The sequence below is a fragment of the Vibrio sp. La 4.2.2 genome (genome assembly GCF_027586995.1).
Lineage (GTDB): Bacteria > Pseudomonadota > Gammaproteobacteria > Enterobacterales > Vibrionaceae > Vibrio > Vibrio mediterranei.
This window is the reverse complement of the sequence record NZ_JAPPTJ010000001.1, coordinates 384,106-407,438: the sequence shown is the minus strand read 5'-3', so window position 1 is coordinate 407,438 and position 23,333 is coordinate 384,106. Positions and strand designations below refer to the sequence as shown.

Annotated in this window: 22 protein-coding genes; 14 read left to right on the top strand and 8 right to left on the bottom strand. The window is 45.1% G+C overall.

What is annotated here, in order from left to right; all coding sequences use genetic code 11:
* Window positions 1-84: 84 nt before the first annotated feature.
* The gene (gene mngA, locus OH456_RS01820; protein WP_124941760.1) at window positions 85-2,019 is read right to left on the bottom strand and encodes a PTS 2-O-a-mannosyl-D-glycerate transporter subunit IIABC; all 1,935 of its coding nucleotides are present in this window, start codon (window positions 2,017-2,019) and stop codon (window positions 85-87) included.
* Between the two features lie 255 nt (window positions 2,020-2,274).
* Between mngA and OH456_RS01815 the strand changes: the two genes are divergently transcribed.
* Window positions 2,275-2,988 carry a GntR family transcriptional regulator gene (locus OH456_RS01815; protein WP_006069279.1) on the top strand — a complete coding sequence of 238 codons (714 nt, stop codon included), beginning with the start codon at window positions 2,275-2,277 and terminating at the stop codon, window positions 2,986-2,988.
* A 95-nt stretch (window positions 2,989-3,083) separates the two neighbouring features.
* On the opposite strand, the gene phnX is transcribed toward OH456_RS01815, so the two are convergent.
* Genes phnX through phnW form a run of 3 tightly spaced genes read right to left on the bottom strand, consistent with a single transcriptional unit; the run spans window position 3,084 to window position 6,371 of the window.
* A complete protein-coding gene (gene phnX, locus OH456_RS01810; protein WP_038226168.1) occupies window positions 3,084-3,902 on the bottom strand; it encodes a phosphonoacetaldehyde hydrolase in 819 nt (272 codons plus the stop codon).
* A complete protein-coding gene (locus OH456_RS01805) occupies window positions 3,895-5,268 on the bottom strand; it encodes an aspartate aminotransferase family protein (protein ID WP_006069277.1) in 1,374 nt (457 codons plus the stop codon). Before OH456_RS01805 ends, phnX begins: the two co-directional genes overlap by 8 nt.
* Window positions 5,268-6,371 (bottom strand): 2-aminoethylphosphonate--pyruvate transaminase, encoded by a 1,104-nt coding sequence (gene phnW, locus OH456_RS01800; RefSeq protein WP_270032678.1) that lies wholly within the window; start codon window positions 6,369-6,371, stop codon window positions 5,268-5,270. Before phnW ends, OH456_RS01805 begins: the two co-directional genes overlap by 1 nt.
* 221 nt (window positions 6,372-6,592) lie before the next feature.
* Here phnW and OH456_RS01795 point away from each other — a divergent pair, with 221 nt between their 5' ends.
* The 7 genes from OH456_RS01795 to OH456_RS01765 all read left to right on the top strand — a co-directional run bounded on the left by OH456_RS01795 (window position 6,593) and on the right by OH456_RS01765 (window position 13,393).
* A complete protein-coding gene (locus OH456_RS01795; RefSeq protein WP_107306009.1) occupies window positions 6,593-7,603 on the top strand; it encodes a putative 2-aminoethylphosphonate ABC transporter substrate-binding protein in 1,011 nt (336 codons plus the stop codon).
* A 201-nt stretch (window positions 7,604-7,804) separates the two neighbouring features.
* Window positions 7,805-8,911 (top strand): putative 2-aminoethylphosphonate ABC transporter ATP-binding protein, encoded by a 1,107-nt coding sequence (locus tag OH456_RS01790; protein WP_006069274.1) that lies wholly within the window; start codon window positions 7,805-7,807, stop codon window positions 8,909-8,911.
* A gap of 45 nt (window positions 8,912-8,956) precedes the next feature.
* The gene (locus tag OH456_RS01785; protein WP_270032782.1) at window positions 8,957-10,660 is read left to right on the top strand and encodes a putative 2-aminoethylphosphonate ABC transporter permease subunit; all 1,704 of its coding nucleotides are present in this window, start codon (window positions 8,957-8,959) and stop codon (window positions 10,658-10,660) included.
* Between the two features lie 27 nt (window positions 10,661-10,687).
* Window positions 10,688-11,392, top strand: a complete 705-nt coding sequence (phnR, locus tag OH456_RS01780) for a phosphonate utilization transcriptional regulator PhnR (RefSeq protein ID WP_006069272.1) — start codon at window positions 10,688-10,690, stop codon at window positions 11,390-11,392.
* Between the two features lie 65 nt (window positions 11,393-11,457).
* On the top strand, window positions 11,458-12,357 hold the full coding sequence (locus OH456_RS01775; protein ID WP_038226179.1) for a multidrug transporter: 900 nt from the start codon (window positions 11,458-11,460) through the stop codon (window positions 12,355-12,357).
* Between the two features lie 82 nt (window positions 12,358-12,439).
* Window positions 12,440-12,958: a GNAT family N-acetyltransferase gene (locus tag OH456_RS01770; RefSeq protein WP_270032677.1), complete on the top strand. Its 519-nt coding sequence runs from the start codon at window positions 12,440-12,442 to the stop codon at window positions 12,956-12,958.
* A 126-nt stretch (window positions 12,959-13,084) separates the two neighbouring features.
* Window positions 13,085-13,393: a hypothetical protein gene (locus tag OH456_RS01765; protein WP_031493168.1), complete on the top strand. Its 309-nt coding sequence runs from the start codon at window positions 13,085-13,087 to the stop codon at window positions 13,391-13,393.
* Window positions 13,394-13,438: 45 nt separating this feature from the next.
* Here the strand turns inward: OH456_RS01765 and OH456_RS01760 are convergent, their stop codons facing one another.
* Entirely contained in the window at window positions 13,439-14,092 is a 654-nt protein-coding gene (locus tag OH456_RS01760) for a GntR family transcriptional regulator (protein ID WP_270032676.1), read from the bottom strand.
* A 148-nt stretch (window positions 14,093-14,240) separates the two neighbouring features.
* Here OH456_RS01760 and OH456_RS01755 point away from each other — a divergent pair, with 148 nt between their 5' ends.
* From OH456_RS01755 to OH456_RS01745, 3 genes are read left to right on the top strand one after another with little or no spacing between them, the layout of a single operon-like run.
* A complete protein-coding gene (locus OH456_RS01755; RefSeq protein ID WP_270032675.1) occupies window positions 14,241-15,596 on the top strand; it encodes an FAD-dependent oxidoreductase in 1,356 nt (451 codons plus the stop codon).
* Between the two features lie 15 nt (window positions 15,597-15,611).
* Entirely contained in the window at window positions 15,612-17,195 is a 1,584-nt protein-coding gene (locus tag OH456_RS01750) for a BCCT family transporter (RefSeq protein ID WP_270032674.1), read from the top strand.
* 2 nt (window positions 17,196-17,197) lie between these two features.
* Complete coding sequence (locus tag OH456_RS01745) at window positions 17,198-18,349, top strand: mandelate racemase/muconate lactonizing enzyme family protein (protein ID WP_270032673.1); 1,152 nt, start codon at window positions 17,198-17,200, stop codon at window positions 18,347-18,349.
* 103 nt (window positions 18,350-18,452) lie between these two features.
* Here OH456_RS01745 and OH456_RS01740 read toward each other — a convergent pair whose 3' ends face one another.
* Window positions 18,453-19,328 (bottom strand): DoxX family protein, encoded by an 876-nt coding sequence (locus tag OH456_RS01740; RefSeq protein ID WP_270032672.1) that lies wholly within the window; start codon window positions 19,326-19,328, stop codon window positions 18,453-18,455.
* On the opposite strand from OH456_RS01740, the gene OH456_RS01735 reads away from it, so the two are divergent.
* Window positions 19,307-19,471, top strand: a complete 165-nt coding sequence (locus OH456_RS01735; protein ID WP_156750258.1) for a hypothetical protein — start codon at window positions 19,307-19,309, stop codon at window positions 19,469-19,471. The genes OH456_RS01740 and OH456_RS01735 overlap by 22 nt on opposite strands.
* Before the next feature lie 21 nt (window positions 19,472-19,492).
* Here OH456_RS01735 and OH456_RS01730 read toward each other — a convergent pair whose 3' ends face one another.
* Window positions 19,493-20,668, bottom strand: a complete 1,176-nt coding sequence (locus OH456_RS01730) for an MFS transporter (RefSeq protein WP_006069267.1) — start codon at window positions 20,666-20,668, stop codon at window positions 19,493-19,495.
* Between the two features lie 374 nt (window positions 20,669-21,042).
* Here OH456_RS01730 and cfa point away from each other — a divergent pair, with 374 nt between their 5' ends.
* Both cfa and OH456_RS01720 read left to right on the top strand, forming a co-directional pair.
* A complete protein-coding gene (cfa, locus tag OH456_RS01725; RefSeq protein WP_270032671.1) occupies window positions 21,043-22,191 on the top strand; it encodes a cyclopropane fatty acyl phospholipid synthase in 1,149 nt (382 codons plus the stop codon).
* A 181-nt stretch (window positions 22,192-22,372) separates the two neighbouring features.
* Window positions 22,373-22,858 carry a MarR family winged helix-turn-helix transcriptional regulator gene (locus tag OH456_RS01720; RefSeq protein WP_231892903.1) on the top strand — a complete coding sequence of 162 codons (486 nt, stop codon included), beginning with the start codon at window positions 22,373-22,375 and terminating at the stop codon, window positions 22,856-22,858.
* A 201-nt stretch (window positions 22,859-23,059) separates the two neighbouring features.
* On the opposite strand, the gene OH456_RS01715 is transcribed toward OH456_RS01720, so the two are convergent.
* Window positions 23,060-23,260, bottom strand: coding sequence for a hypothetical protein (locus OH456_RS01715; protein ID WP_006069264.1), 201 nt, complete (start codon window positions 23,258-23,260; stop codon window positions 23,060-23,062).
* Window positions 23,261-23,333: the final 73 nt, after the last annotated feature.

Below are 23,333 nucleotides of genomic sequence, written 5' to 3'. Positions count from 1 at the left end.
AATATCAAGGGATTGATCGTTACTAGTTGCTGATTGAGGGCACAGAGAATCTGTGCCCTTCAGCTTATTGATTAATAATTTTGATTAGTTTTGCGTGGCTACCTGAGCTTCAAATTTGCCCTTTTTTACGGCATGCGCTCTCCACGCTAGTAAGGTAACGGTTGAGATAGCGGTACCTATTAAGGCTGCGCCGAACCATATTGCGGCTGCCATAAAGCTACCAATACCGGCATCGTGCAGCAGGAAGATTGAGAAGATACCTGCTCCTGGAGTCGATAGACCGATACCTGCTGCACCAATCATGGCACCTGTAACGATGGAACCGAGTAGGAATGAGCCGATAACACGGATAGGATCTTCAATTGCCATCGGAATAGCACCTTCAGTGATACCTGCTAGACCAAGTAACCAGGTTGATTTTCCGGTTTCAATTTCGAAATCTTTGAATAGACGCGGAGCAAGCATGGTCGATGCTGTTACGGTGAAAGCTGAGACCATTTTCACTGAGCCGAAGATAGCGTATGGACCGTAAACACCATTCGCCATCGCACCAAGACAGAATGCATATGCCGCTTTGTTTACTGGACCACCTAAGTCGAATGACACGAAACAGCCGATCACTGCGCCCAGAAGTAGAGCGTTTGTGCCAGACATGCCGTTTAGCCAGTCCGTCAGGCCTTGGTTAAGCCATGCAACAGGTTTACCGATAACAAACAGCATTAATGAACCTGCAACCAAAGTGCCAATAACTGGATATAAGTAGAAGGTTAAGAAGCCGTTGAAGGCAGGGCTAAGGCGAACATTCTCTTTCACCCAACGCATTACATAACCCGCAATCAGACCACCAACTACGCCACCTAAGAAGCCTGAACCGATTAGGTTGGCAGCGATACCTGCAGCAAAACCGGGACCAAGCGCTGGTTTATCAGCAAGCGAGTAAGCGGTGTAAGCGGCAAGTACAGGAACCATTAGGGTGCCAAGCAGACCGCCGCCAAGCTTACGATACATCCATAGCCACGAACCATCGGTTGCATACAATTCTTGCAGATCGAAAATTTGGGCAATAAGAACGGCCACTGCCAGAACTGTACCGCCAGCCACAATAAGAGGAACGGCATAAGAGATACCCGAGAGCAGTGCTTGTTTTAGCTCTGTTTTCAGCGGTAGTTTTTTCGGTTTATCGTCTGTTGCGATAGTACGCTCAGCACCAGCACTGTTCTTACCTGCTTCAATCGCGTCGTTCAGAATACGTTCTGCGTGTTTGATTGGCTCTGCCACTGGCACTTCAACACGTGGGATACCATTAAAGCGTTCAACTTCTTTGATTGCGACTTCTGCTGCAAACACAACAGCCGTGGCTTTGTTCAACTGTTCTGCAGTCAAACGGTCTTCAATCCCGTTCGCACCTTGTTTCTCAACATAGACCTTGTAGCCTAGCTTTTTACCTGTCTTTTCAAGGTACTCGGCTGCCATATAGGTATGAGCAATACCAGCAGGGCAGGCGGTTACACAAACAACGGTTGGTGCATTTGTATCTAAGTTGTCTTGTTCTTCGGCAGTGTTGTCTTTCCCAGTCAATAAATCCAGAATTTGTTCTGAAGTTGTAGCATTGAGGACCGCGTGGCGCACATCGTCGTCAACCAGCGTAGTGGTCAGTTCGGTAAGCAGGTGCATATGTGTTGAGCCTGCCTCTGCATTTGGAATCGCAATTAAGAAGATGAGATTAACGTCTTCATCTTCATCAAGTCCTTGCCATTTGAGATCTTTTGAAAGGGTGGCGACTGCGAAAGCGGCTTCTTTCACCGCGTCAGTTTTCCCATGTGGTACCGCTAAGCCTTCACCTAGCGCTGTTGGGCCTTGAGCTTCACGCTCGAATACAGCCTTTAAATATTCTTCCTTATTGTACAACTTGCCTTGTTGGTGTAATTGTTCGGCAAGGGCTTCAATCGCTGCATCACGACTTTCAAATGTCGTTTGTAGGTTTATCAGCGATGGGTTGGTAAGAGATGTTAGGTTCATAACTTTTGTCCCATTGTTACATTCATCTATTGTTGTCCTGTCAACAATGAGTGAATAATACCTATTTGATACAAATGATCCATGATCAAGATCTCATTTATCTGGAAATATGTATTGTTGTTGTATTTAAATTTAAGTTTTTTGTAGTAACAACTGCTTGTCATTAGTCTATCAATTCGTATCATATTGGTTAAATATAGTTAATGTTGAGTGCTCCGACTCAATTGACGCCGTAATCAGGTAGTAGAGGTTAGTATGGCGAGATTACCGATGTATCGCAGAATTGCCGATGCGATCCGCGAAAAAATTAGTAGTGGAGAATATAAGGTGGGGGAAGCGTTGCCCACTGAAGCTCAGTTGCGTGAAGAGTTTTCTGTGAGTCGGGTGACTGTCAGGCAGGCTATCAAGTTATTGGTAGAGAACCAGGAGCTAGAGAGTATTCAAGGTAGCGGTACATATGTAAAAGAAAACCGTGTTAATTACGATATATACCAACAAACCAGTTTTGCTGAGAAATGGGCTCACTTACAAGGTGTGACTCACAGTGATGTACTGGCCTTTGAGATTCAGGCCGCATCTATCACTATGGCTGAACATTTAGAGATCTCAGAAGGAGAACGTATCTTTTACATTAAACGCGTTCGCTTTTTGGACGATAACCCAATCACAGTGGAAGAAACTTGGATGCCAACGAGTATGTTCCCAGACCTGACTTATCAGGTCATGCAAGGCTCTAAGTACGATTTTATTGAGAAACAAAAAGGCTTGGTCATCGATCGCAGCGAACAAGAGATCATTCCTGTATTACCACCGGAAGATATTGCTGATCTACTGCAAATTAACCCAGCTCAGCCCATCATAGAGAAGCGAACTAGAGGTTATTTACGCGGAGATACGGTGTTCGAGTATAGTCGTAACTACTTTAAATCTAGTGAATATAAATTTACCTTGGTGGCTAAACGACATTAACGCAAAAAACCGCAGCCTAGCTGCGGGTTTTGCGTTCAAATGCTCGATAAGCCAAAGGAGCTTAGCGCGCTTCTTGTACTGTCGAAGTGTCCTCGTTAAGGACGTTCGCCAGCAGCAAGACGTTTTTCGATATCCGCTACGACGTCTGGGAGGTCGGCGATGGTATCGATGAGGTAGTGCGGTGATGCTTTGCCAAGTTTCGTGCGAGCGCGCTCACGAGCTGCATTAAGAGTGGCGTGATCCGCTGATTGGTATTCGTCAAAAGTTAAGCCTGCTTCGTTGCCTGATAGCAGCAGGCCAACGGTCCACATTCCCGCATTATGACCTTCTTCGATGCCCGGCGCAGCGTCATCGACTTTCACACAAGCGCCAACACAGCCAACACCAAGCTCAATAACGTTTTTCAGTGCCATAAATGGTGCAGGGCGGCCACCTTGAGGAAGATCATCTGTGGCAACCACATAATCCGGTTTGTAGCCATAGTCCGCAGCGACAGGAATAAGTGCATCCATGACCTCTCTCGGGTAACCAGAGCAAGAGCCAATCTTGATTCCTTTATCTTTAAATGAATTCACCACCTCAACGGCATTAAGAATAGGCTCGGCATGATCGGCGACTTTGGCTTTTTGCAAAGGCATGAAAGCAGCGTAAATAGCGTCTACATCTGAGTCACTCATCTCTTTGCCGAATTGCGCAACCCAGCGCACTTTTACTTCTGGTAATTGGCCGACCGCTTTAATGTGGTCCCATTTACCAATGCCCATAGGCTCACGAGCTTCGGCAAGCGTAATATCGAAGTCGAAACCTTGTTTAAATGCTTCCACGAAAATACTCGTTGGTGCAAATGAACCAAAGTCCACGATAGTTCCTGCCCAGTCGAATACAATGGCTTGAATTGGAGATGAATTAGACATAGTTGAAATCCTTACATACTTTAGTGATTGCTTGCTCGAAAATATCGAGTGCGGTCGTCAGCTCTTCACGAGTAATAACGAGGGGGGGACTAAGCTGAATAACGTTGCCTTGCGACACCTTAAAACTCAGTCCGTGGTTCAGACATTGGTAAAGAACTTGTTCTGCCTCATCGAATGCGCGTGCTTTAGTGACATGACTCTTCACTAATTCCACACCCCAGAGTAGACCAATACCGCGTACGTCACCAATGACTGGATACTGTTGCTTCATCGTTTCTAGGCGAGTTTTGACATACTCACTGTCACGACGTGTTTTTTCTAAAAGATTCTCTTGTTCAATGGCTTCCATGGTAGCCAGTGCCGCCGCGCAGCCAAGCGCACTCTTCTCGTGGGTATAGTGACCCAGAGAAATCTCTGCAGCGGTGTTGTATTTTTCTCTGGTTACCATGGCGGCGATAGGCACCAAACCACCACCGAAACCTTTACCAATGCATAAAATATCCGGTTCGATATCAAAGGCTTGATAGGTGAACCACTCACCGCTTCGGCCCATACCGTTTGGGATGTCGTCGATAATCAACAGCACATTATGCTTGTCACATATTTCGCGTACACGTTGCCAGTAGGCTTTACTTGGCACTTGAACATCGGTATTACGAACACCTTCAGCAATAAAGGCACCTATGCCGCCTTCTTTCTCGATAACGTATTCTAGATAATCTGCATAATGTACATCGCTGCCATCTTGAGAAGGCAAGGCACCTCGGTAGGACACGGCGGGTGGAATACGCTCAACACCTGCCATCAAAGGCCCCATACCTTCACGAAAGCAGGCTTCACCTCCGACAGAAATGGCGTCCAGTGACGCACCATGGAAAGAATCCCATAATGAAACTACTTTGTGGCTGCCGGTAATGTAGCGTGCTAACTTAAGTGCCATGCCAACAACGGAAGTGCCTCCAGGCGCAAATAACACACGCCTCAAATCTCCACCGCAAATTTGCGTTAGTTTTTCTGCACATTGCACCGCCGTTTCGTTGGTAAAGCGACGTGGCGAAAACGGTAACGAGTGCATCTGCTCGGTCACTCGTTTAATCACATGAGGATGACCATAGCCGAGTTGGTGAACATTGTTGCCATGAAAATCCATATAGCGCTTACCGCGGGTATCTTGAATGTAGATACCTTCAGCTGCTTCTAAAGAATCCAAGCAAGGCGTGGACATTGATTGATGCAGAAACACATCCGAGTCACGTTTAAGCAGTGCTTGAGTCGCTTGGTCTTGAATGTTCTGATTCCACTCGTGGCGAGCGGGCGTATTATTCACGTCCCCCTCGCTGCGTAAATGGGTCGCTTGCTCTGGCATTATGCTACCTCCCAGTACATTGCCTTTTTGATGGCAATGATAAGGCGCTCAATATCTTCAGGGTGTACGTCGCCAATGTTACCGATACGGAAACAGTCCGCGTTGGAAACTTTGCCTGGGTAAATTACAAACCCTTGCTGTTTTAGACGGTCGTAGAACTCTTTGAACTGATAATCACTGTGCTCTGGCGAGTAGAATGAAGTGATAATCGGTGAGTGCAAATCGTCTTTAAGAAGTGTGCGAAAGCCTAGCGAACGCATGCCTTCAACCAGCTTTTTCTGATTGGTAAAGTAACGTTGATGACGAGCGGGAATCCCACCTTCTTGTTCCAGTTCAATTAATGCTTGATAGAAGGCTCGCACAGTATGAGTTGGCGAAGTGAAGCGCCACTTGCCGTGGTTAACTTCCATACATTGCCATTGGTCATAAAGATCGAGACTGAGAGAGCGGGCCTGACCTTTACATTTCTCAAGCTCTGTTTGTTTGGCAATAACAAACCCAAAGCCAGGAACACCTTGGATGCATTTGTTGGCAGAGCTGATCATAAAGTCGATACCCAACTCACCAATATCCATTGGAATACCACCAAAGCTCGACATCGCGTCTAGAATGACCACTTTGCTATGTTGTTTTGCCAACGATGCAATTTGCTTAATAGGGTTCAGCATGCCTGTCGTAGTTTCGCAGTGTACGATGGCAACGTGAGTAATCGTGTCATCTTGCTTGAGCAGCGTATCAATAGCATCAATATTTGGTTGGTTAACCTCGCCAGGAGCAACTACTTGGGTTGCGATATTGAGATAGCTTGCGATCTGGGCGATACGCGCACCGTACGCGCCATTGTCGATGACAAGCAACTTTCCGTCTTTACTGATGGCACTGCCAATAGTTGCCTCTACCGATGCGGTACCACTACCTTGCATTAAAACGCTGGTATAACCGTGATGGGAAGTCGCTAACTTGGTCAGCTTGGCACGAATGACTTCGACGACATCTTTATTGTATTCATCGTCCCACGTACACCAGTCTTTAAGCATCGCTTGGCGTACCGTTTCTGATGTAGACAAAGGACCTGGAGTTAACAGCAAATAATCGTTCTTCATGTTATTTCTCTATTTGGACTATACCAATTTGTTTTGGTTAATCTAACAGCGATAATTAGGGGAAGTAAACGGCACAACTTAAGGTTTCATAAAACTTTCACACTCGCTCTTCTTGCCAATCAAAGTTTCTTCAAACTGCCATTATTCGTTCATTTAATCGTCATAATCGGAACTTAACGTTTAACGCACAAACTGGTACAGACCAAATCTAACTGGAGAGAATGATGAAAAACCGTTTGATGAAGGGAACACTAGCGACACTGGTTTCTCTACTAGCGACAAATGCACTAGCAGCAACAGAAGTCACGGTGTATACCGCTTTCGAAACTGACATTCTGGCGAAATATAAGAATGCGTTTGAGAAAGAAAATCCTGATGTAAAAATCAAATGGGTTCGAGATTCAACGGGCATCATGACGGCCAAACTTCTTGCTGAAAAAAACAATCCGCATGCCGAAGTTGTGTGGGGATTAGCAGGCTCTTCTATGGCATTGCTTAAAGAAGAGGGGATTCTTAAGCCTTATACTCCAAAAGGTGCAGATGAGCTGAATGCCAGTTTGAATGACCCACAATCTAATCAAGCTTGGTTTGGCAATGATGCATTTTTCAATGCTGTGTGTTTTAACGAAGCGGTGGCAAAGCAACTCAACCTACCTAAGCCACAATCATGGGAAGATTTAACCAAACCAGAGTACAAAGGTCATATTGCCATGCCTAATCCTGCTTCATCAGGAACAGGTTATATGCAAGTCTCAGCTTGGCTACAAAACATGGGTGAGGACCAAGCATGGGATTACATGAAAAAACTCGATAACAACATGGCACATTACACGCATTCTGGTTCAAAGCCTTGTGTTCAAGCTGCGATGGGTGAGGTGGCAATCGGTATTTCGATGGCTGTGCGTGGTGCGAAGCTCAAGAATCAAGGCGCGCCTCTCGCGGTTATCACACCTGAAGGCATTGGTTGGGAATCAGAGGCTGTGGGTTTGGTGAAAGAGTCTGAGGCGGCGAAGCGTGTTGTTGACTGGTCAGTGTCAAAAGCGGCGAACGAACTCTACGTTGAATCCTACCCAGTGGTTGCTCATAAAGACGTGAAAGCAGTGGTCTCGAACTACCCTGAAGTTGAAGGTGCGATGGCTGAGATGGATTTTGCGAAAATGGGTGCCGATCGTGCTGAGATTTTAAAAACATGGTCGAAAAAGTTTGATGGAAAGTCAGAGCCTAAATCCTAATTTTAAAGAAATAAAATAACTGGGAATTGGTAGATTATAAGCTATTGAGGGAGATTGTTATTGATCTTCCTCTTGTCATTTCTGCTCTCCAATCACACCAGAAAAGCCAATCATTAAACTGCAATCAACCTGCTACAAAACTGTCATCCCAATGAAATATACCAGATTTAAATTTGGTATATACCATTTGGAGAGTAAACGATGTCAGTATCCAAACCTTATCTAGAAATCAACAATGTGGTGAAGCAATTTGGTCAGTTCACGGCATTAAAGCACATTTCCTTGTCCATTAATAAAGGCGAGTTCGTCTGTTTCCTCGGCCCTTCTGGCTGCGGTAAAACGACGTTGCTCCGCGCTATTGCGGGTTTGGATCTTCCAACCTCAGGAGAAATCCATCAAGCAGATGAGGCGATTACGTTTTTACCACCAGAGAAGCGTGATTTTGGCATTGTGTTCCAGTCATACGCGTTGTTTCCAAATCTGACGGTACAAGAGAACATTGCTATCGGTCTTAAGAACCAAGGGATGTCGAACAAAGAGGCGCTTGAAAAAGTAGAGCACTGGTTAGAAATGATCGGCTTGCCAACCTCGGGAGAGAAGTTTCCTAACCAACTATCAGGTGGTCAACAACAGCGTGTGGCTCTGGCTCGTGCATTGGCGTTGTCTCCGGGTCTGCTGCTTCTGGATGAGCCGCTCTCTGCATTGGATGCGAAAGTGCGTACTCACCTGCGAGATGAAATTTGTCAGATGCAACGCAAACTTGGTATCACCACCATTATGGTGACTCATGACCAAGAAGAGGCGCTATCTATGGCTGACCGCATTGTGGTGATGAACCACGGTGTGATTGAGCAGGTTGGAACGCCACAAGAGGTGTATGAGCAACCTGCGACTCGATTTGTCGCTGATTTTGTTGGCAGTATGAATTTTATCGAAGCATCGGTGCCATCTGCTAACACTATGCGCGTGGCTGAGTCGATGCTGCGTTTGCCTGCGTTAGACAATATGACTCTAAAGCATGGCGATATATTTGATTTAGCCGTGCGACCGGAGAGTCTCCACTTTGTCGAGCACGCTTCGAACGCTATTCCTGTCAGAGTGTTATCCAAGGAATTTCAAGGGTCTTACTATCGCGTCGAAGTGGCAATGCAACATGCACCAATGGCCAACGCTCTATATGTGGACGTACCCGTGAAACAGGCGAATGAACTTAATCTGCGCCGTAATGATATTCGCTATGTTGCGTTTTCTGAAAGTGGTTTGCTGGGCTATCCATCGCTAAGTGCAACCTTAGAGTCGGCGGCTTAAGGGACAGACATGCAAGCATCTTCAACCTTGACGACAGGCGGGTCTATGAAACAACGAATTGCACAGTTGGCAACGCAAAAAGCGAGCTCAACAATGAGCAAAGACAATATTGTCTTGTTTGGTCTTCTGACGTTCCTTTTTGTGGCGATGACACTGTTTATCTTGATGCCTCTTTGGGCCATGATGAAAAAGAGTGTCCAAAACAGCGACGGTGAGTTTGTTGGTCTACAAAACTTTGCCACCTATTTTGCTACTGACAGTTTATGGTATTCACTAAGCAATACCTTTACCCTTGGTCTGATTGTGACCGTTGTAGTGGGCTTTTTGGCGTTTGGGTATGCGTTCGCATTAACGCGCTCTTGCATGCCCTTTAAAGGCGTGTTTCAACTGATGGGCACGGCTCCAATATTAGCGCCTTCTCTGCTGCCTGCTATCAGTTTGATTTTTCTGTTTGGTAATCAGGGCGTCGCAAAAGAGTTGCTGCATGGGCATTCAGTCTATGGCTTAGTTGGCATTTCTCTAGGCTTGATATTTTGGACATTCCCTCACGCCTTGATGATTCTCAACACCTCTTTACGCACCTCAGATGCTAGGCTTTACGAAGCGGCTCGAGCTCTTAAAACCTCTCCGTTCAAGACCTTCTTTATGGTGACGTTACCTGCTGCAAAGTACGGTTTGATCAGTACGTTAATCGTCGTTTTTACGCTGGTCGTGTGTGACTTTGGTGTGCCTAAGGTCATTGGTGGCAGTTACAACGTTCTGGCTACGGATATATTTAAGCAAGTTGTGGGGCAGCAAAACTTCTCCATGGGGGCGGTTACCAGTATCTTACTTCTGCTTCCTGCGGTATTGGCCTTTGCGGTTGATCGCTGGGTACAAAAAAAGCAAAAGAGCATGTTGGACAGCCGTTCTGTGCCTTATCAACCATCCCCTAATAAACTGCGAGATTCGGTGTGCTTCGTTTATTGCCTGGTTATTTCCCTCGCGGTTCTAGCGGTACTTGGTATGGCGGTTTATGGCTCGCTCGTGACGTTTTGGCCTTGGAACAAGGCGCTGACGCTAAATAACTATAACTTTGCTGAGATGAGCACCTATGGGTGGAGTCCGTACTTTAATTCACTGAAACTGGCGGCGTGGACGGCGATTATAGGTTCTGTAGTTATCTTTGTCGGTGCTTACTGTATTGAAAAAGGTCGTGCCTTTGCTCCCGTTCGTCAAGCGATGCAAATGATGAGTGTGATTCCCATGGCGGTACCTGGACTCGTACTCGGCTTGGGATATATCTTCTATTTTAACGATGCCAACAACCCGTTGGGTGTGATGTACGGTACGATGGCGTTTCTGGTGATTAATACCATTGTCCATTATTACACGGTTGGACACATGACAGCTTTGACAGCTCTGAAGCAGTTACCGGCAGAGATTGAAGCCACCGCTGCTTCGGTTAAACTCCCACAATATAAGCTGTTTTTCAAAGTTTCGCTGCCTTGCTGTTTACCAGCGGTATTAGATATAGCGATATATTTATTTATCAATGCTTTAACAACCACATCGGCAGTAGTATTCTTGTATTCAACCAACACCATTCCGGCATCAGTAGCGGTGCTGAATATGGACGATGCCGGGCAGACGGGCAGTGCTGCGGCAATGGCTGTGATGATCATGCTATCGGCAGCGGTGGCAAAACTCACCCATATGTTTGTTGGAAAGTTGTTTAAAGGTCGAACTCAAGCGTGGCGCAAGCGCTAATAACAATGATTGAATTAAGGATGCGGTGTGCAATACGTAAAAATTAAAGACGCTATCGTTGAGCAAATAGACTCAGGAATGCTTACACCAAGACAAAAATTGCCAGCAGAAAGAAAGTTAGCAGAGTCTTTTGACACGACTCGTGTAACGCTGCGTGAAGCGTTGTCACTACTTGAGTCGGAAGGTCGTATTTATCGCGAAGATAGGCGTGGCTGGTTTATCTCACCAGAACCACTGCGTTATGATCCTACTCAAACATTGAACTTTACCAATATGGCGAAAAGTCAAAATCGAACGCCAAAAACCGAGCTGTTGTCAGCCAAAGCGATGTTAGCCACCAAGCAAGCAGCAGAGCTTTTACATTTGCCGCCGTTCTCCGATATTTATCGAGTAGACCGCGTTCGTTATTTAGAAGATCGCCCAGTCGTGTTCGTGACAAACTTTATTCGGACGGAACCATTTGCGAACTTGTTAGAGTTTGATATGGAAAACTCCTCTTTGACGGATATCTATCGCGACGAGTATGGCGTGACCTACAGTAAGGTGAAATACCGAGTCAGCACTACTTCGCTTCTAGGTGACATCGCGCAAGCATTACGTGCGACGTCTGGCACTCCGGCTATGATGGTTGAGCGCATCAACTACAACCAACACGGTGAGTTGATTGATTGCGATATTGAGTACTGGCGACACGATGCCATCAATATAGAATCTATTGCTCAGCTCGATTGATATCCTTCTGCTCACCCCTCTTGACGTCTCGAGAGGGGTGACTTTCATGTTTGTTGGTGCCCACTTTGACTCTCTACGCCGCTCTTCTTGTTATTTTTTCTGCACTGCTCCACGCGGGGTGGAATATTCTTGGAAAATCGAATACTGGCTCTGGGTATTCGTTTACTTTAGGCGCGTCTATTGCTCCACTTATTTTACTATCGCCGTATATAATCTGGTGCATTTCGGTGATTGGTTTTGACAGTCTTGACGGTTACTTTTGGCTTCTGGTCACGCTAAGTGGAATCGGGCAGGCTATCTACCTAATTGGTTTAATCAAGGCTTATGATGCCGGTGACATTGGTGTGATTTATCCTATCGCGCGAGCCTTACCAGTTCTGATGGTTGGGATTGGGACTGTATTCATAGGCCAATCGTTGTCCCCCAATGCGTGGATAGGGTTTGTGGTCTTAACATTAGGTTGTTTGTTGATCCCAATGCGACACATCAAAGACTTAAGACTTGGCTCTTATTTAAATTTAGGTGTGTTCTGGTCATGTATTGCCGCAATCGGCACAACTATTTACTCCATCATCGACAAGCAGGCACTAACATGGCTACAGCTTGAAACTAGCGGACTAACCAAAGTTCAAGTAGCTATTTTCTACCTAGGTGTGCAGTTTGCTGCGATTGCGTTTGTTTTGGTAGCTTGGTTATTAGCGACTAATAAACGCAGTGAGTTAGCGCTAACTTGGCAGCATCGCTATCGTTCGTCTATCGCTGGGATTATGATGGGACTGACCTATGGCATTGTGCTGTATGCAATGACTATGGTCGATAACGTTAGTTATGTGGTTGCTATGCGTCAGGTGAGTATCGTCTTTGGGCTCCTGATGGGCATCTGGTTTCTCAATGAGAAATGGCTGTATACTCGAGGTATTGGGGTTACGCTAGTACTGATTGGGTTGGTGGTTGCTTTGACTTAACGAAGTAGATGCTGAGGTTATCGAATCAGTGGCGACTTACCGACGAGACTTCCTACTATTGAATGAGTTTATTAGAGATACCATGACTTTTGAAACACTGCTTGATACAGCTCGAATTCAACTTGATCACATTACCAGTAATGACGCAGGCTTCTTTGTTGAGCTGATGAACAGTGAAGGGTGGCTCAAAAACATAGGTGATCGCAATGTTCGTACGTCAGATCAAGCTCAAGAGTATCTAACCAACGGTTTCATCAGAGCCTATCAAGAATTGGGCTTTGGGTATTATGTTGTGCGCCTCAAATCATGTTCAACACCAATCGGAATCTGTGGTTTCTTAAAGAAACCCGACCTGGGTTACCCAGATTTCGGCTACGCGTTCTTGCCCAGCTATCAAGGCAAAGGGTATGCGCATGAGGCTTGTAGCGAATTACTGACTTTTGCCATTGATGCTTTCCAACTTCCAGTGATTGACGCGGTATCACTGCCACAAAATTCACCTAGTATACGATTACTCGAAAAGCTGGGATTTCAATACATCGGCTTACATCAAACTAATAGCGACAGCCCACTTTCTTTATATCGCCTGAGCATAAAGTGATTATGATCGACAGTATCGAAAGTCCCCGAAAGACTCAATTTGATCCAATACATGTTATCTACCGATCAGATAGTGTAGACTCGGCGTTCGAGCTAAGCATCTGATAAAAATGGAATTGAGTAGTACATGCAATTGGAACAAATTGAAGAAATTATCGAATTCACGGATACGGATCACCTTAGTCAGGCAATGGAAGTGTTCAATGAACAAGGATTAGTCAGTCAGGAATTATTGCCCTTTCTTAATGTAGTATTCGATAAAGCGCCAGAGAAACTTTGCCATAAGCTATCCCGTATCGGTTTCAAAGGCCAACCAGCTATCATTTCAACATCAAGCGCTTGTGATTCTGCTGTAACTCAGTTTTTCATCTTTAACGCAAGTATTCTCAGTGTGTCGGATGTTCTCAATCAGATCGAAAAGCCTTCAATGAAGTAGCTATATGTGATTGAAAGCGGGCAATGAGGATTGCCCATTTGGGTATCATTTTCTTGGACGAATACTCCGATAAACAACATCCGTCAGGTAGTCGTTCAATCTATGTGAAGCGGCAACGGCTTCTTCAGAGTCTGTATGGCTTACTGCTCGCAGAACACAAGCGTGAAGTGATGATGCTTCAAGTAAGTCTGAGTCTTTGTTTTTATAAGCAAACCAAAAACGTCTAGACAGTCCCTGCAGTGGTGCCATTGCCAACTGTAAATATTCATTACATGCCGCTTTCACCAAAACAGTGTGAATATCTTTTAGCAAAGATGCGTATAACAAGTCATCTTTGTTTTGCGCGCAGACTTCCAGTTGCTCTGAAAGCAACAGCATTTGCTGCTTTTCTTCTACAGAGGCGCGTGATGCTGCGTAGTTCACGCACAAAGCTTCGATGTCACGTCTAACTTCTAGAATCTTTAGTTGGCTCTCCACCGATATCGGTGGGATCTGGATCCCGCGACGAGGGTGGATCTCAACCATACACTCATACGCTAGCCTCTGCAGGGCCTCCCTCACCGGCGTCCGCCCTAATTCCAGCTCTTCTGCCAGCTGTTTTTCACTCACCATACTCCCTGGTTCTAACTCTCGGAAGATGATCATTTTTTCGAGTTTGCTGTATGCAACCTCTGTCTTATTGACTGAATTTGCGGTCATTCCTAGTCCTATTGTCTTGATCAATCTTTTAGTGAGCAATCTCACGATAAGAAGTTTTGCCATTGTACCAGAATCACAAATAGGAATATATTAAAAATACACAACTGATATATCAGATGAACATCAGTAATCTATTAGTGAGGTAGCAATGAAATCTTGGAGCATTATCCGTCGTTATGAAACACAGCCAGACTTGCCAGTATTGGCAGAGGTTGATGTCTTAGTTGTTGGTGGCGGGGCTGCAGGGGTAGCCGCGGCGCAAACGGCTGCGACGCTTGGTAAGAATACATGGTTGATCGAGAAGTATGGCTTTTGTGGTGGTGCTGCGGTTGCTGGTCTATCTGGCACAATTTGTGGTATGTACATGGCGTCAGAAGATTTGGACGCACAACCAGAACAAGTCGTTTTTGGATTTACTGAACGTTTTCGTCAAGCGTTGGAGCAAAGAGGTGGCGTGACGGAACCTCAACGTTACGGCAAGACTTTCACTGTAACTCATGATCCACTGGTTTGGCGTGAAGCGGCGGATGATCTGTTGGAGCAAGCCGGCGTTACCACATTGTTCCACACGGCGGTAACAGGCGTCATCATGGATGGCGATTGCTTCAAAGGGGTAGTCATTGAGTCCAACGCTGGGCAAAGCGTTATCCTAAGCAAGATGATTGTTGATGCATCTGGTGATGCCGCTCTTATTGCAAGAGCTGGACTGGATTATTACTTTGGTGATAACGGTCGAATTCAAAATCCTACTATGTTCTTCCGTATCGGTGGCGTAGATATGGATAAGTATCTTGAATACTACGGTCACGATACGATCTGTCCTCCGAAAGTAACGGAAAATATTCTTGCCGCGAATGAGAGCGGAGACTATGAACTTCCGCGTCATAAGATTTGGATTTTCCCAACGACCCGACCTAATGAACTCATGGTTAACGCGACGCGTTTAGCGGGGCAAGATGGTCGCATGCTTAACGTTATCGATCCGTTGGACTTTACGGAAGCTGAAATCTTCGGTCGTCGTCAAGTGCGTGAATATGCTCGTTTCCTAAAAGAATTTGTTCCAGGGTGTGAGAACGCGTTTGTCGTTGATACCGGCGTGGAAGTGGGGATTCGTCAAACTCGCTCTGTTGTTGGTGTTGAGACATTAACAAACGAAGATGTGGTGAATTGCCGCAAACGCGAAGACGGTATCTGCCGCACACCATGGCCAATCGAACTTCATTCAGGCGACAAGCCAAAACTACATTGGCTGTTGAATGATTACTATGACATTCCATTCCGCACATTGGTGCCGCTCATTGGCGAAAACATCATTGTTGCTGGACGATGCTTAAGTGCTGAACATGAAGCGTTAGCATCCGCTCGAGTGACTGCGCAGTGTTTTGAAATGGGACATGCTGCCGGAGTTGCGGTGGTGAAAGCAATTAATGAGTCAACACCGATTCGTAAGCTTGATGTTCAAGCTATTCGTCGGACTATGGTTGAGCATGGCAGCACACTATAACAACAAGGATTAATTATGAATCTCAATAACTTAGACAACAAACTGTTCTGGCCTGCCATCAGTTTTACCTTTTTGGTGCTGGGGGCAGCCGTTCTGTTCCCTGAGCAATCCGGCGCGTTTGCGAACGCGGGTATGAAGTGGGTAACCAACGATATCGGTTGGTTCATTCAGTTATCGGGCTTTTCTTGCTTGGTCTTTTTGCTCTATCTGGCGTTCAGTCGTTTTGGCAACATTAAGCTAGGTACGGATGAAGATAGACCTGAGTTTACCTACGCCAGTTACGCGTTTATGATTTTCTCTGCGGGTGTTGGGGCTGCTCTTATATTTTGGGCGGTCGGCGAACCTATGTACTATATGCAAAGTCCACCGATGTTTGCGGAGAAAGGCACGCCAGAAGCGGCTCAGTGGCTTATTACTTATACCTTGTTCCACTGGGGACCGACAGGTTGGGCAATCTTCTGTTTGCCAGCGGTGCCATTTGCTTACTATCTGCATAAGATGAAACACCGTAATTTACGACTAAGCCAGTTGGTTAAAACGGTGATCGGCGAGAAGCATGCTAACGGCCTGGTCGGTTATATCATCGATATCGTTGCGATTTTTGGTACTTTAGGAGCATTTTCGACTTCTATGGGGCTTGCTGTAGACCTCATTGGTTCAGGGGTTGAGAACTTAACGGGTATTGAGAATGGCCTAACGCTTCAAGTTGGTATTATTGTTCTTTTCATCGCTTTTTACGCACTGGTCATGTTTGCTGGGATGAAAAAAGGGGTATCTAAGCTGGCTAATGCTTGTGTATACGCTGCATTTTTACTGGGTTTGATCATCCTTATCTCGGGTCCAACAGCGTTCATCTTCGCATACTTTTTTGACAGTATTGGTGTGATGTTCAACAACTATATTCGTATGAGTTTTTGGACTGACCCAGTACAAAAGTCTGGCTTCCCACAAGCTTGGACTATGTACTACTGGGCATGGTACTTCGCGTACTTGGTCATGATGGGGGTATTCTTAGCACGAATCTCTAAAGGCCGTACTATCAGACAATTAGTATTAACGACCATTACTTTTGGTTCTGCAGGTTGTTCGTTCTTTATTGCAATCTTCGGTAGTTATTCGGTTTACAACGAAATCTCAGGAGCATTACCCGTCTTACAGTGGATGTCGGAATCCGGTGTCTCTAGCGCCATTATTCAGACCATTAAGTCTCTGCCTTTCGGCGCCATCATTCTAGTTACGTTCCTCATTGTTGAGTTCTTCCTAATGTCTACAACGATGACATCTGCCGCGATGGCTGTATCGATGATGACGACGAAAGAACTGGATCACGATGCCGACCCTGATGTGTCAGTGCGTATGATTTGGGCCATCGGTATCGGTGCGGTTTCTATGGCGGCGTTCTTTATGGGCGGCAGTATCGACACCATTAAGTCCATGTGTGTTGTCGTGGGTCTACCAATGATCGTGCTCTACTTTGTATTGGCTGTGTGTCTAATGAAGTGGATTAAACGTGACCACCCGGAACTATTTGGCCAAACAATGCCGTTGAGCAGTGAAACCAAAGAGCAAGCAACAGAACTGAAACGAGTCGAGGTGTAACTATGTCTGTCGCAAAAATCACAGCTGTCGAATTCATCCCTGTCAATGTTGAGGCAACAAACTGGAGTGAGAACACGGTTATTGTCAAAGTGACCGATGAAAATGGGGTTTATGGTATTGGAGAGGCCGACGGTTCTCCGGAAGTCATGAAAGCATTCTCTGAGATAGAGACGGAGCATAAATGGCTATCTAACCTCAAAGAAGCAGTAATTGGACGTGAACCAATGGCGTTTCGTTCTATTTGGGAAAACATGTATGACTCTACTCGTTGGGTAGGGATGCGCGGATTTGGCATGTTTGCAATCTCTGGTATCGACATGGCGCTGTACGATTTAGCGGGGAAACAATTAGGGGTTCCTGCATACCAGTTAATGGGTGGTAAAAACAGAGATAAAGTGACACCTTACTTTACTCTGTACCCGAGTGTTTCAGCAGATGCCACGTTGCAAGATATTATCGATGCCTATGCGGTATTGTTCGAAAAAGCAAAAGCGGTCGGTGCGAAAGCGGTTAAGGTCTGCATTATGCCTAGCTGTCCAGCGACAGATAAGCAAGTGGTGTGGTACTTGCGAGAGCTTAGGAATCTGCTCAGCTACGATATAGATATGATGGTTGACTGTTTGTATCGTTGGCACGATTGGCAGTCAGCGCGTTGGGTGTTTGAACAGTTAAAAGATATTGATTTGTACTTTGTCGAAGCTGCTCTGCAACATGACGATCTTATCGGCCACAAAAAATTAGCAGGATGCCTGTCCACTCGTCTTTGTGGGGCGGAAATGTCGACCACTCGATTTGAGGCTCAAGAATGGTTGCAAAAAACAGATATTTCGGTCGTGCAATCTGATTACAATCGCTGCGGCGGTATTACAGAGTTATTGCGCATCGAAGAGCTTTGTGAGTATCACAATGCATTGCTGATGCCGCACAACTGGAAGACTGGCATTACCTCGGCTGTCGCTCGACACTTTGGTGCGGTGATGAAAACAGAACATTATATCGAGTACCTGCACCCTGAATTTTGGTATGGTGAACTCACACAAAAACTCACGCTAAATGAGCCGCCGATTATTGATGGTTCAATTGCTGTAAGCGATGCACCTGGGCTAGGGATTGAGCTTAATATGGATTACCTAGAATCACTTTGTAAGTTCTAAGTTCAGTTACTCCGCACAAGGCCTAGTGATTTATCACTAGGCCTTTTTAAAATGGTTTGTTCTACTGTGATGCTATGATATTGATTGCCAATCAATAGTGAAATCACGCTATTAATAGTTTAAGTGGGTGGCGAGCTAGTTTTTTTCTAAGCAAGTAATCAACAGACAATTTCCCTCCGCCTGCTAACATGAATATCCCAGATACGAAGATCCACATTGCAGGGAATTCCCAGCCACCCGTGGGTAGTACCCATACATACCCCACTGAATAGTGGCCGCCCAAGCCTACAGATACAAATAAATAGACTGCCGAACCAAACCCTGCGAGGCGTGTGAACAGGCCAAAGGACAGCATAATCGCCAAGGATATCTCTATGATTCCTGCAAGAATGACAAAGGCCTGAGGGAAGGGGAGGCCAATGCTGCCAAAGTAATCGGTAAATACGGCAAATGGATTACCTCCGACTAACAAGTGACCAGTGAAATGGGCAATAAACATAAGTCCTACATATATTCTTACTAATGTCATGCCCCACGCGTAGTGGTCTGGTTTTCCAAATGTCGATTGAGTTAGCGACAGTCTGGTTCTCCAAGGAAGGGCGATAAGTTGTAGGGCCAATAAGACGAACAACAGGGTGCTGGTTAGCTCAATGCTTGAGATACCTGGGCCTGTCTCTGCCACCATCAGAGGATCAAGTGACGACAATGTTGAAATATCGATTGATTCAAGGTGAATGGTTGAAAATATTCTTCCTAAAGTGAGCTGTGCAAACAAAGCACCTATCAAACCAAAAAAGTTAACCTGTCCTTTGTTATAGGTTTTAAGTAAGGACGCGATAAGAACGGCAATAAATAGGCCTGTGGAGGTAGAGACCCAACTACCTAGTCCGTTGTCCACAACGGCTTTGACAGAGAGTATTACCGTGAAAGTGGCGGCAATGAGGGTGAGTAGTCGTAATGTCTTATCAAAAGTGTTCATCTTTTTCTCCTCAAAGCAAAGCCAATAAAGGCGATGTTGACTTTGCTGAATATCGAATTTGGCTTTTTCAGAATGGTACCGAGCTTGTCGGACTGCTAATGCGTATGCCGTGGCGCATTAACACGCCACGGCAAGGTTGGTAAGGCAAGGGGGAGAAAGGCCTATTACGCTTCTACTGGTTGTGCTTGTTTCTCGTTGCGGTTCGCTTTAAGAATCAATAACACGCCGATGATTGGAACGATAACACCCACGTAAGGAATCATTTCTGCACCAAGCTGACCATCAAGAACCATACCTCCAAGGAAACCACCGAACGCATTAGCAACATTAAACGCTGAGATATTTGCTGTTGCTGCCAGCTCTTGTCCGTCACCACCATTGTTCATTACACGCAATTGCATAGATGGAACGTTAGCGAATGATGCGATGCCGAAAATAAATGATGCGGCGACGAATAGGATTTTGTTGTCGGTAAACACACCGACAAGTACTAGAGAAGCAATCATTGCAATGGCCCAAAATAGAGAAGATTTGTTTAAATCTTTGTCTGATGAGTGACCACCAAGCGTATTACCAATGATTAAGCCAAGACCTACAATGACCAGAATCCATGTCACAGCACTTTCACCGTAACCAGCAACATGCATAGCGATAGGAGCAATGTAACCGTAAAGTGTCATGAAGCCAGTCCAAACTACAGCGGTAATCGCTAGGCTAATAAGAAGCTTTGGATTTTTGAACGCAGCAAGTTGTGCTTTAACATTTTTCGCTTCGCCGTGACCTGTTGAATGGATAGCGGCAAGAATGGCAAATAGAGCTACGACACCGAATGCAGCGACCACAATAAATGTCGTGTGCCAGCCGAATTCAACACCGATCCAAGTACCACCGGGAACGCCTAGTACATTCGCTAGAGTTAGGCCTGCAAACATTTGTCCTACAGCGCGACCAGCCATTTTCTCAGACACGAGGTTTGTCGCTACAACGGCACCAATACCATAGAAAGGCCCTTGTACTAAGCCACTAATAATGCGACTGATGAACAAGATGTCATAACTTGGTGAAAAGGCTGACATGAGGTTACCGACTATAAATAATGCCATTAATCCGATAAGAACCATTTTCTTATTAAAGCGTGCGAGATAAATGGTTAAGATTGGTCCTCCAATCACAATGGCAAGTGCGTATGCACTGATTAAATAACCTGCCTGACCCTCAGTAATCGACAGCGATGTGGCAACTTGCGGCAAAATACCTGCGATAATGAATTCTGCAGTGCCGATAGCGAAGGCGGCGAGTGTTAGTATCCAGACTTGAAATGGCATCTTCTCTTTGTTCATGGTTTTTCTCCTCTAAAACGGTTTGGGATGAGTCACGCTGAGTTGTAAGGTGGCTCGTCTCTCAAGTGATGGTGAGAGTATATTTATTCATTTTAGTTTTTAGAATTACCCAAAAAATGAAATCATTATTCGTAAATACTGAACAATCTAATCAAATCTCTTTGTTTGGCAGCAGAACGGTTAAGAGTATGGGTAGCGGTAGGGCATTCCACTCACGTTGATCCGAGCTGTGTTGAGCGTCTTAGTCACAACACTCCAACTGTCGCCAAAAAAAACACTCTTCTGAAGTGATAAATGTTTAAATAAATTATGTTTACGTAAATATATATTGGGAATAATGTGAAGCTTCAAGGTGATTCTTTTGGAGTTAACACATGAAGGGTAATGAATACGCAATTTTCGAAAGTATGTTGAGTTCCGCGGACATCAAGATTAATGGCTCTAGACCATGGGATATTCAGGTCAATGATGTTGCCATGTTTGATCGAATATTAGCCGATGGTTCGCTTGGTTTGGGCGAATCCTATATGGAAAAGATGTGGGAATGTAAGGACATCGCAGAATTGGTAAACAGGATCTTAGCGTTTGAGCTCGACAAGCACTTAGATTTAAGGACCAAAATGATACTTGGTGCCAAAATTGGTAAAGACAAAATCAAAAAGTTTTTTAACCCTCAAGGCACGACAATTTCCAAGCACAACGTCTCATTTCATTACGATATCGGTAACGACTTATACCGCGCTATGCTCGATAAACGTATGACGTATACCTGTGGATATTGGAAAAATGCAGATAACCTAGATGACGCTCAAGAGGCCAAGTTGGATCTAATTTGTAGAAAACTAGGCTTAAAACCAGGTATGCGGTTTTTGGACATCGGTTGTGGTTGGGGGAGTTTGATGATCTATGCCGCCGAAAAATACGGTGTAGTTTGTGATGGTTTAACGTTATCTGAAGAACAAGCAAAGCTAGGTACTCAGATGGTGGAGGAAAAACAACTTCCCGTTAATTTCATTCTTCGAGATTACCGACTCTATGAACCGGAAACGAAATACGATCGCGTTGTTTCTGTGGGTATGTTAGAGCACGTTGGTTCATCGAATTATCGAGACTTTTTCACATGTGCAGATAACTTTTTGAATCAAGATGGGGTCTTTTTACTTCACTCTATTGGTACGTTTGAATCGACAGAAACCAATGATCCGTGGATCCATAAATACATTTTCCCTAATGGTGAAATTCCTTCTTTAGCTCAGTTAGCGACGGCGATGGAGCCAGAGTTCAATATGGAAGACCTGCATAATATTGGAGAGGATTATGATCATACGCTTTGTGCATGGTATCGTAATTTTGACAAGGCTTGGCAGCAAGGTGACCTCAACTACAATGAGAGGTTTTACCGTATGTGGAAGTACTATCTATTGAGTTGTGCTGGTGCATTTCGTTGTCGAGAACTGAGCGTGTGGCAGATGGTACTGACAAAAGTTGGAACGCCAAAACCAGCTAGCGCTCGTTCTGAATAACCTTTCTATTGAGTAAACCGACACCAAGGTGTCGGTTTTGTGATTAATGATGTTTGGCGGACTCTAGGTATTTTATCGTCAATGGAATGCTGGTGGACTAGCGGATGTTAAAGCGAAAAACGGCGAAATATGCTAGGGTAATGCTCTATAACCATCGTCAATATTAACCGAGGTTAATCGTTTGATTAATAGAGAAAAAGAAGAATCTATCGTAAGTCAGTGGATGAGTGCGGACGCTGGTCTATCTGAATCGTCCGTTAGGTTAGTGACACAATTTGTTTTAGCTTCGAATCAGTTTACTCATGTTCGTTGTGAGTTTTGCAAGCAATATGGATTAAATACGTCTGAATTCGATGTCATCGCAACACTTTATCGAGCGGGTGACGTTTATGAAGTGACAGCGAAAGAACTGAAAGAGCAGACCTTGCTTCCTTCGTCGGGCGCGTTATCAAATCGAATTGATCGCCTGGAAGCGAAAGGTTTGGTTCAGAGAAGACATGATACGATTGATAAGCGCAGCGTAAAAATATCTCTCACTGAAGACGGCGTGGAGTTAGTCCGTCAAATGTATCCAAAGTTCTTCGAGCAAATGTCCAGTCAGTTTTCATCCCTAGAGCCAAGTGAGATAGAAACACTAATGGTATTGATGAGTAAGATGGGAGCCTGAATCTAGGTAGCACCTTAGACTGGATACCACGCAACGGGTATCTGCGATGGCTCTTATAAGTATATGCACTTTCATGACTTAAAAAACTGTCTTGCCTGATTTAAGGCCACCATTTCATGTGTCAAGCTTCTGATATGAAATGGGGCCTTCGTCTTATCTAAAAATAATCTCAGCGGAGATTCATAATCTTGTCTATTCATACTATTTGAGTTGATTACCCATATGGGACTGACGGTATTGGTGTCTTGCAATGCTGAGTTTTACGCCGTAATACATAATTTTGCTGATCGAACTGATTACATGGAAAACCAGCACAAGTAGTGAGACTACTTCAATTGCCAAAAAAATAGTCTTAGTGACCCCGACGCTCGCGCCTTTTTTGAATATGGATAGTGCTTTCATAGTAACTCCTAACTCTTACTGACCTTATATGGCTCATTCGAACCTGATTGATAACACGGCACACGTTAACCCC

What these genes read in the sequence shown, in the direction of transcription:
- OH456_RS01755 (WP_270032675.1), top strand. Translation starts at nt 14,241, where the DNA reads ATGAAATCTTGGAGCATTATCCGTCGTTATGAAACACAGCCAGACTTG.
- OH456_RS01790 (WP_006069274.1), top strand. Translation starts at nt 7,805, where the DNA reads ATGTCAGTATCCAAACCTTATCTAGAAATCAACAATGTGGTGAAGCAA.
- OH456_RS01730 (WP_006069267.1), bottom strand. Translation starts at nt 20,668, where the DNA reads ATGAACAAAGAGAAGATGCCATTTCAAGTCTGGATACTAACACTCGCC.
- OH456_RS01795 (WP_107306009.1), top strand. Translation starts at nt 6,593, where the DNA reads ATGATGAAAAACCGTTTGATGAAGGGAACACTAGCGACACTGGTTTCT.
- OH456_RS01760 (WP_270032676.1), bottom strand. Translation starts at nt 14,092, where the DNA reads ATGACCGCAAATTCAGTCAATAAGACAGAGGTTGCATACAGCAAACTC.
- mngA (WP_124941760.1), bottom strand. Translation starts at nt 2,019, where the DNA reads ATGAACCTAACATCTCTTACCAACCCATCGCTGATAAACCTACAAACG.
- cfa (WP_270032671.1), top strand. Translation starts at nt 21,043, where the DNA reads ATGAAGGGTAATGAATACGCAATTTTCGAAAGTATGTTGAGTTCCGCG.
- OH456_RS01770 (WP_270032677.1), top strand. Translation starts at nt 12,440, where the DNA reads ATGACTTTTGAAACACTGCTTGATACAGCTCGAATTCAACTTGATCAC.
- OH456_RS01805 (WP_006069277.1), bottom strand. Translation starts at nt 5,268, where the DNA reads ATGCCAGAGCAAGCGACCCATTTACGCAGCGAGGGGGACGTGAATAAT.
- OH456_RS01715 (WP_006069264.1), bottom strand. Translation starts at nt 23,260, where the DNA reads ATGAAAGCACTATCCATATTCAAAAAAGGCGCGAGCGTCGGGGTCACT.
- OH456_RS01750 (WP_270032674.1), top strand. Translation starts at nt 15,612, where the DNA reads ATGAATCTCAATAACTTAGACAACAAACTGTTCTGGCCTGCCATCAGT.
- OH456_RS01735 (WP_156750258.1), top strand. Translation starts at nt 19,307, where the DNA reads ATGTCTTATCAAAAGTGTTCATCTTTTTCTCCTCAAAGCAAAGCCAAT.
- OH456_RS01785 (WP_270032782.1), top strand. Translation starts at nt 8,957, where the DNA reads ATGAAACAACGAATTGCACAGTTGGCAACGCAAAAAGCGAGCTCAACA.
- OH456_RS01765 (WP_031493168.1), top strand. Translation starts at nt 13,085, where the DNA reads ATGCAATTGGAACAAATTGAAGAAATTATCGAATTCACGGATACGGAT.
- OH456_RS01740 (WP_270032672.1), bottom strand. Translation starts at nt 19,328, where the DNA reads ATGAACACTTTTGATAAGACATTACGACTACTCACCCTCATTGCCGCC.
- OH456_RS01815 (WP_006069279.1), top strand. Translation starts at nt 2,275, where the DNA reads ATGGCGAGATTACCGATGTATCGCAGAATTGCCGATGCGATCCGCGAA.
- phnX (WP_038226168.1), bottom strand. Translation starts at nt 3,902, where the DNA reads ATGTCTAATTCATCTCCAATTCAAGCCATTGTATTCGACTGGGCAGGA.
- phnW (WP_270032678.1), bottom strand. Translation starts at nt 6,371, where the DNA reads ATGAAGAACGATTATTTGCTGTTAACTCCAGGTCCTTTGTCTACATCA.
- OH456_RS01745 (WP_270032673.1), top strand. Translation starts at nt 17,198, where the DNA reads ATGTCTGTCGCAAAAATCACAGCTGTCGAATTCATCCCTGTCAATGTT.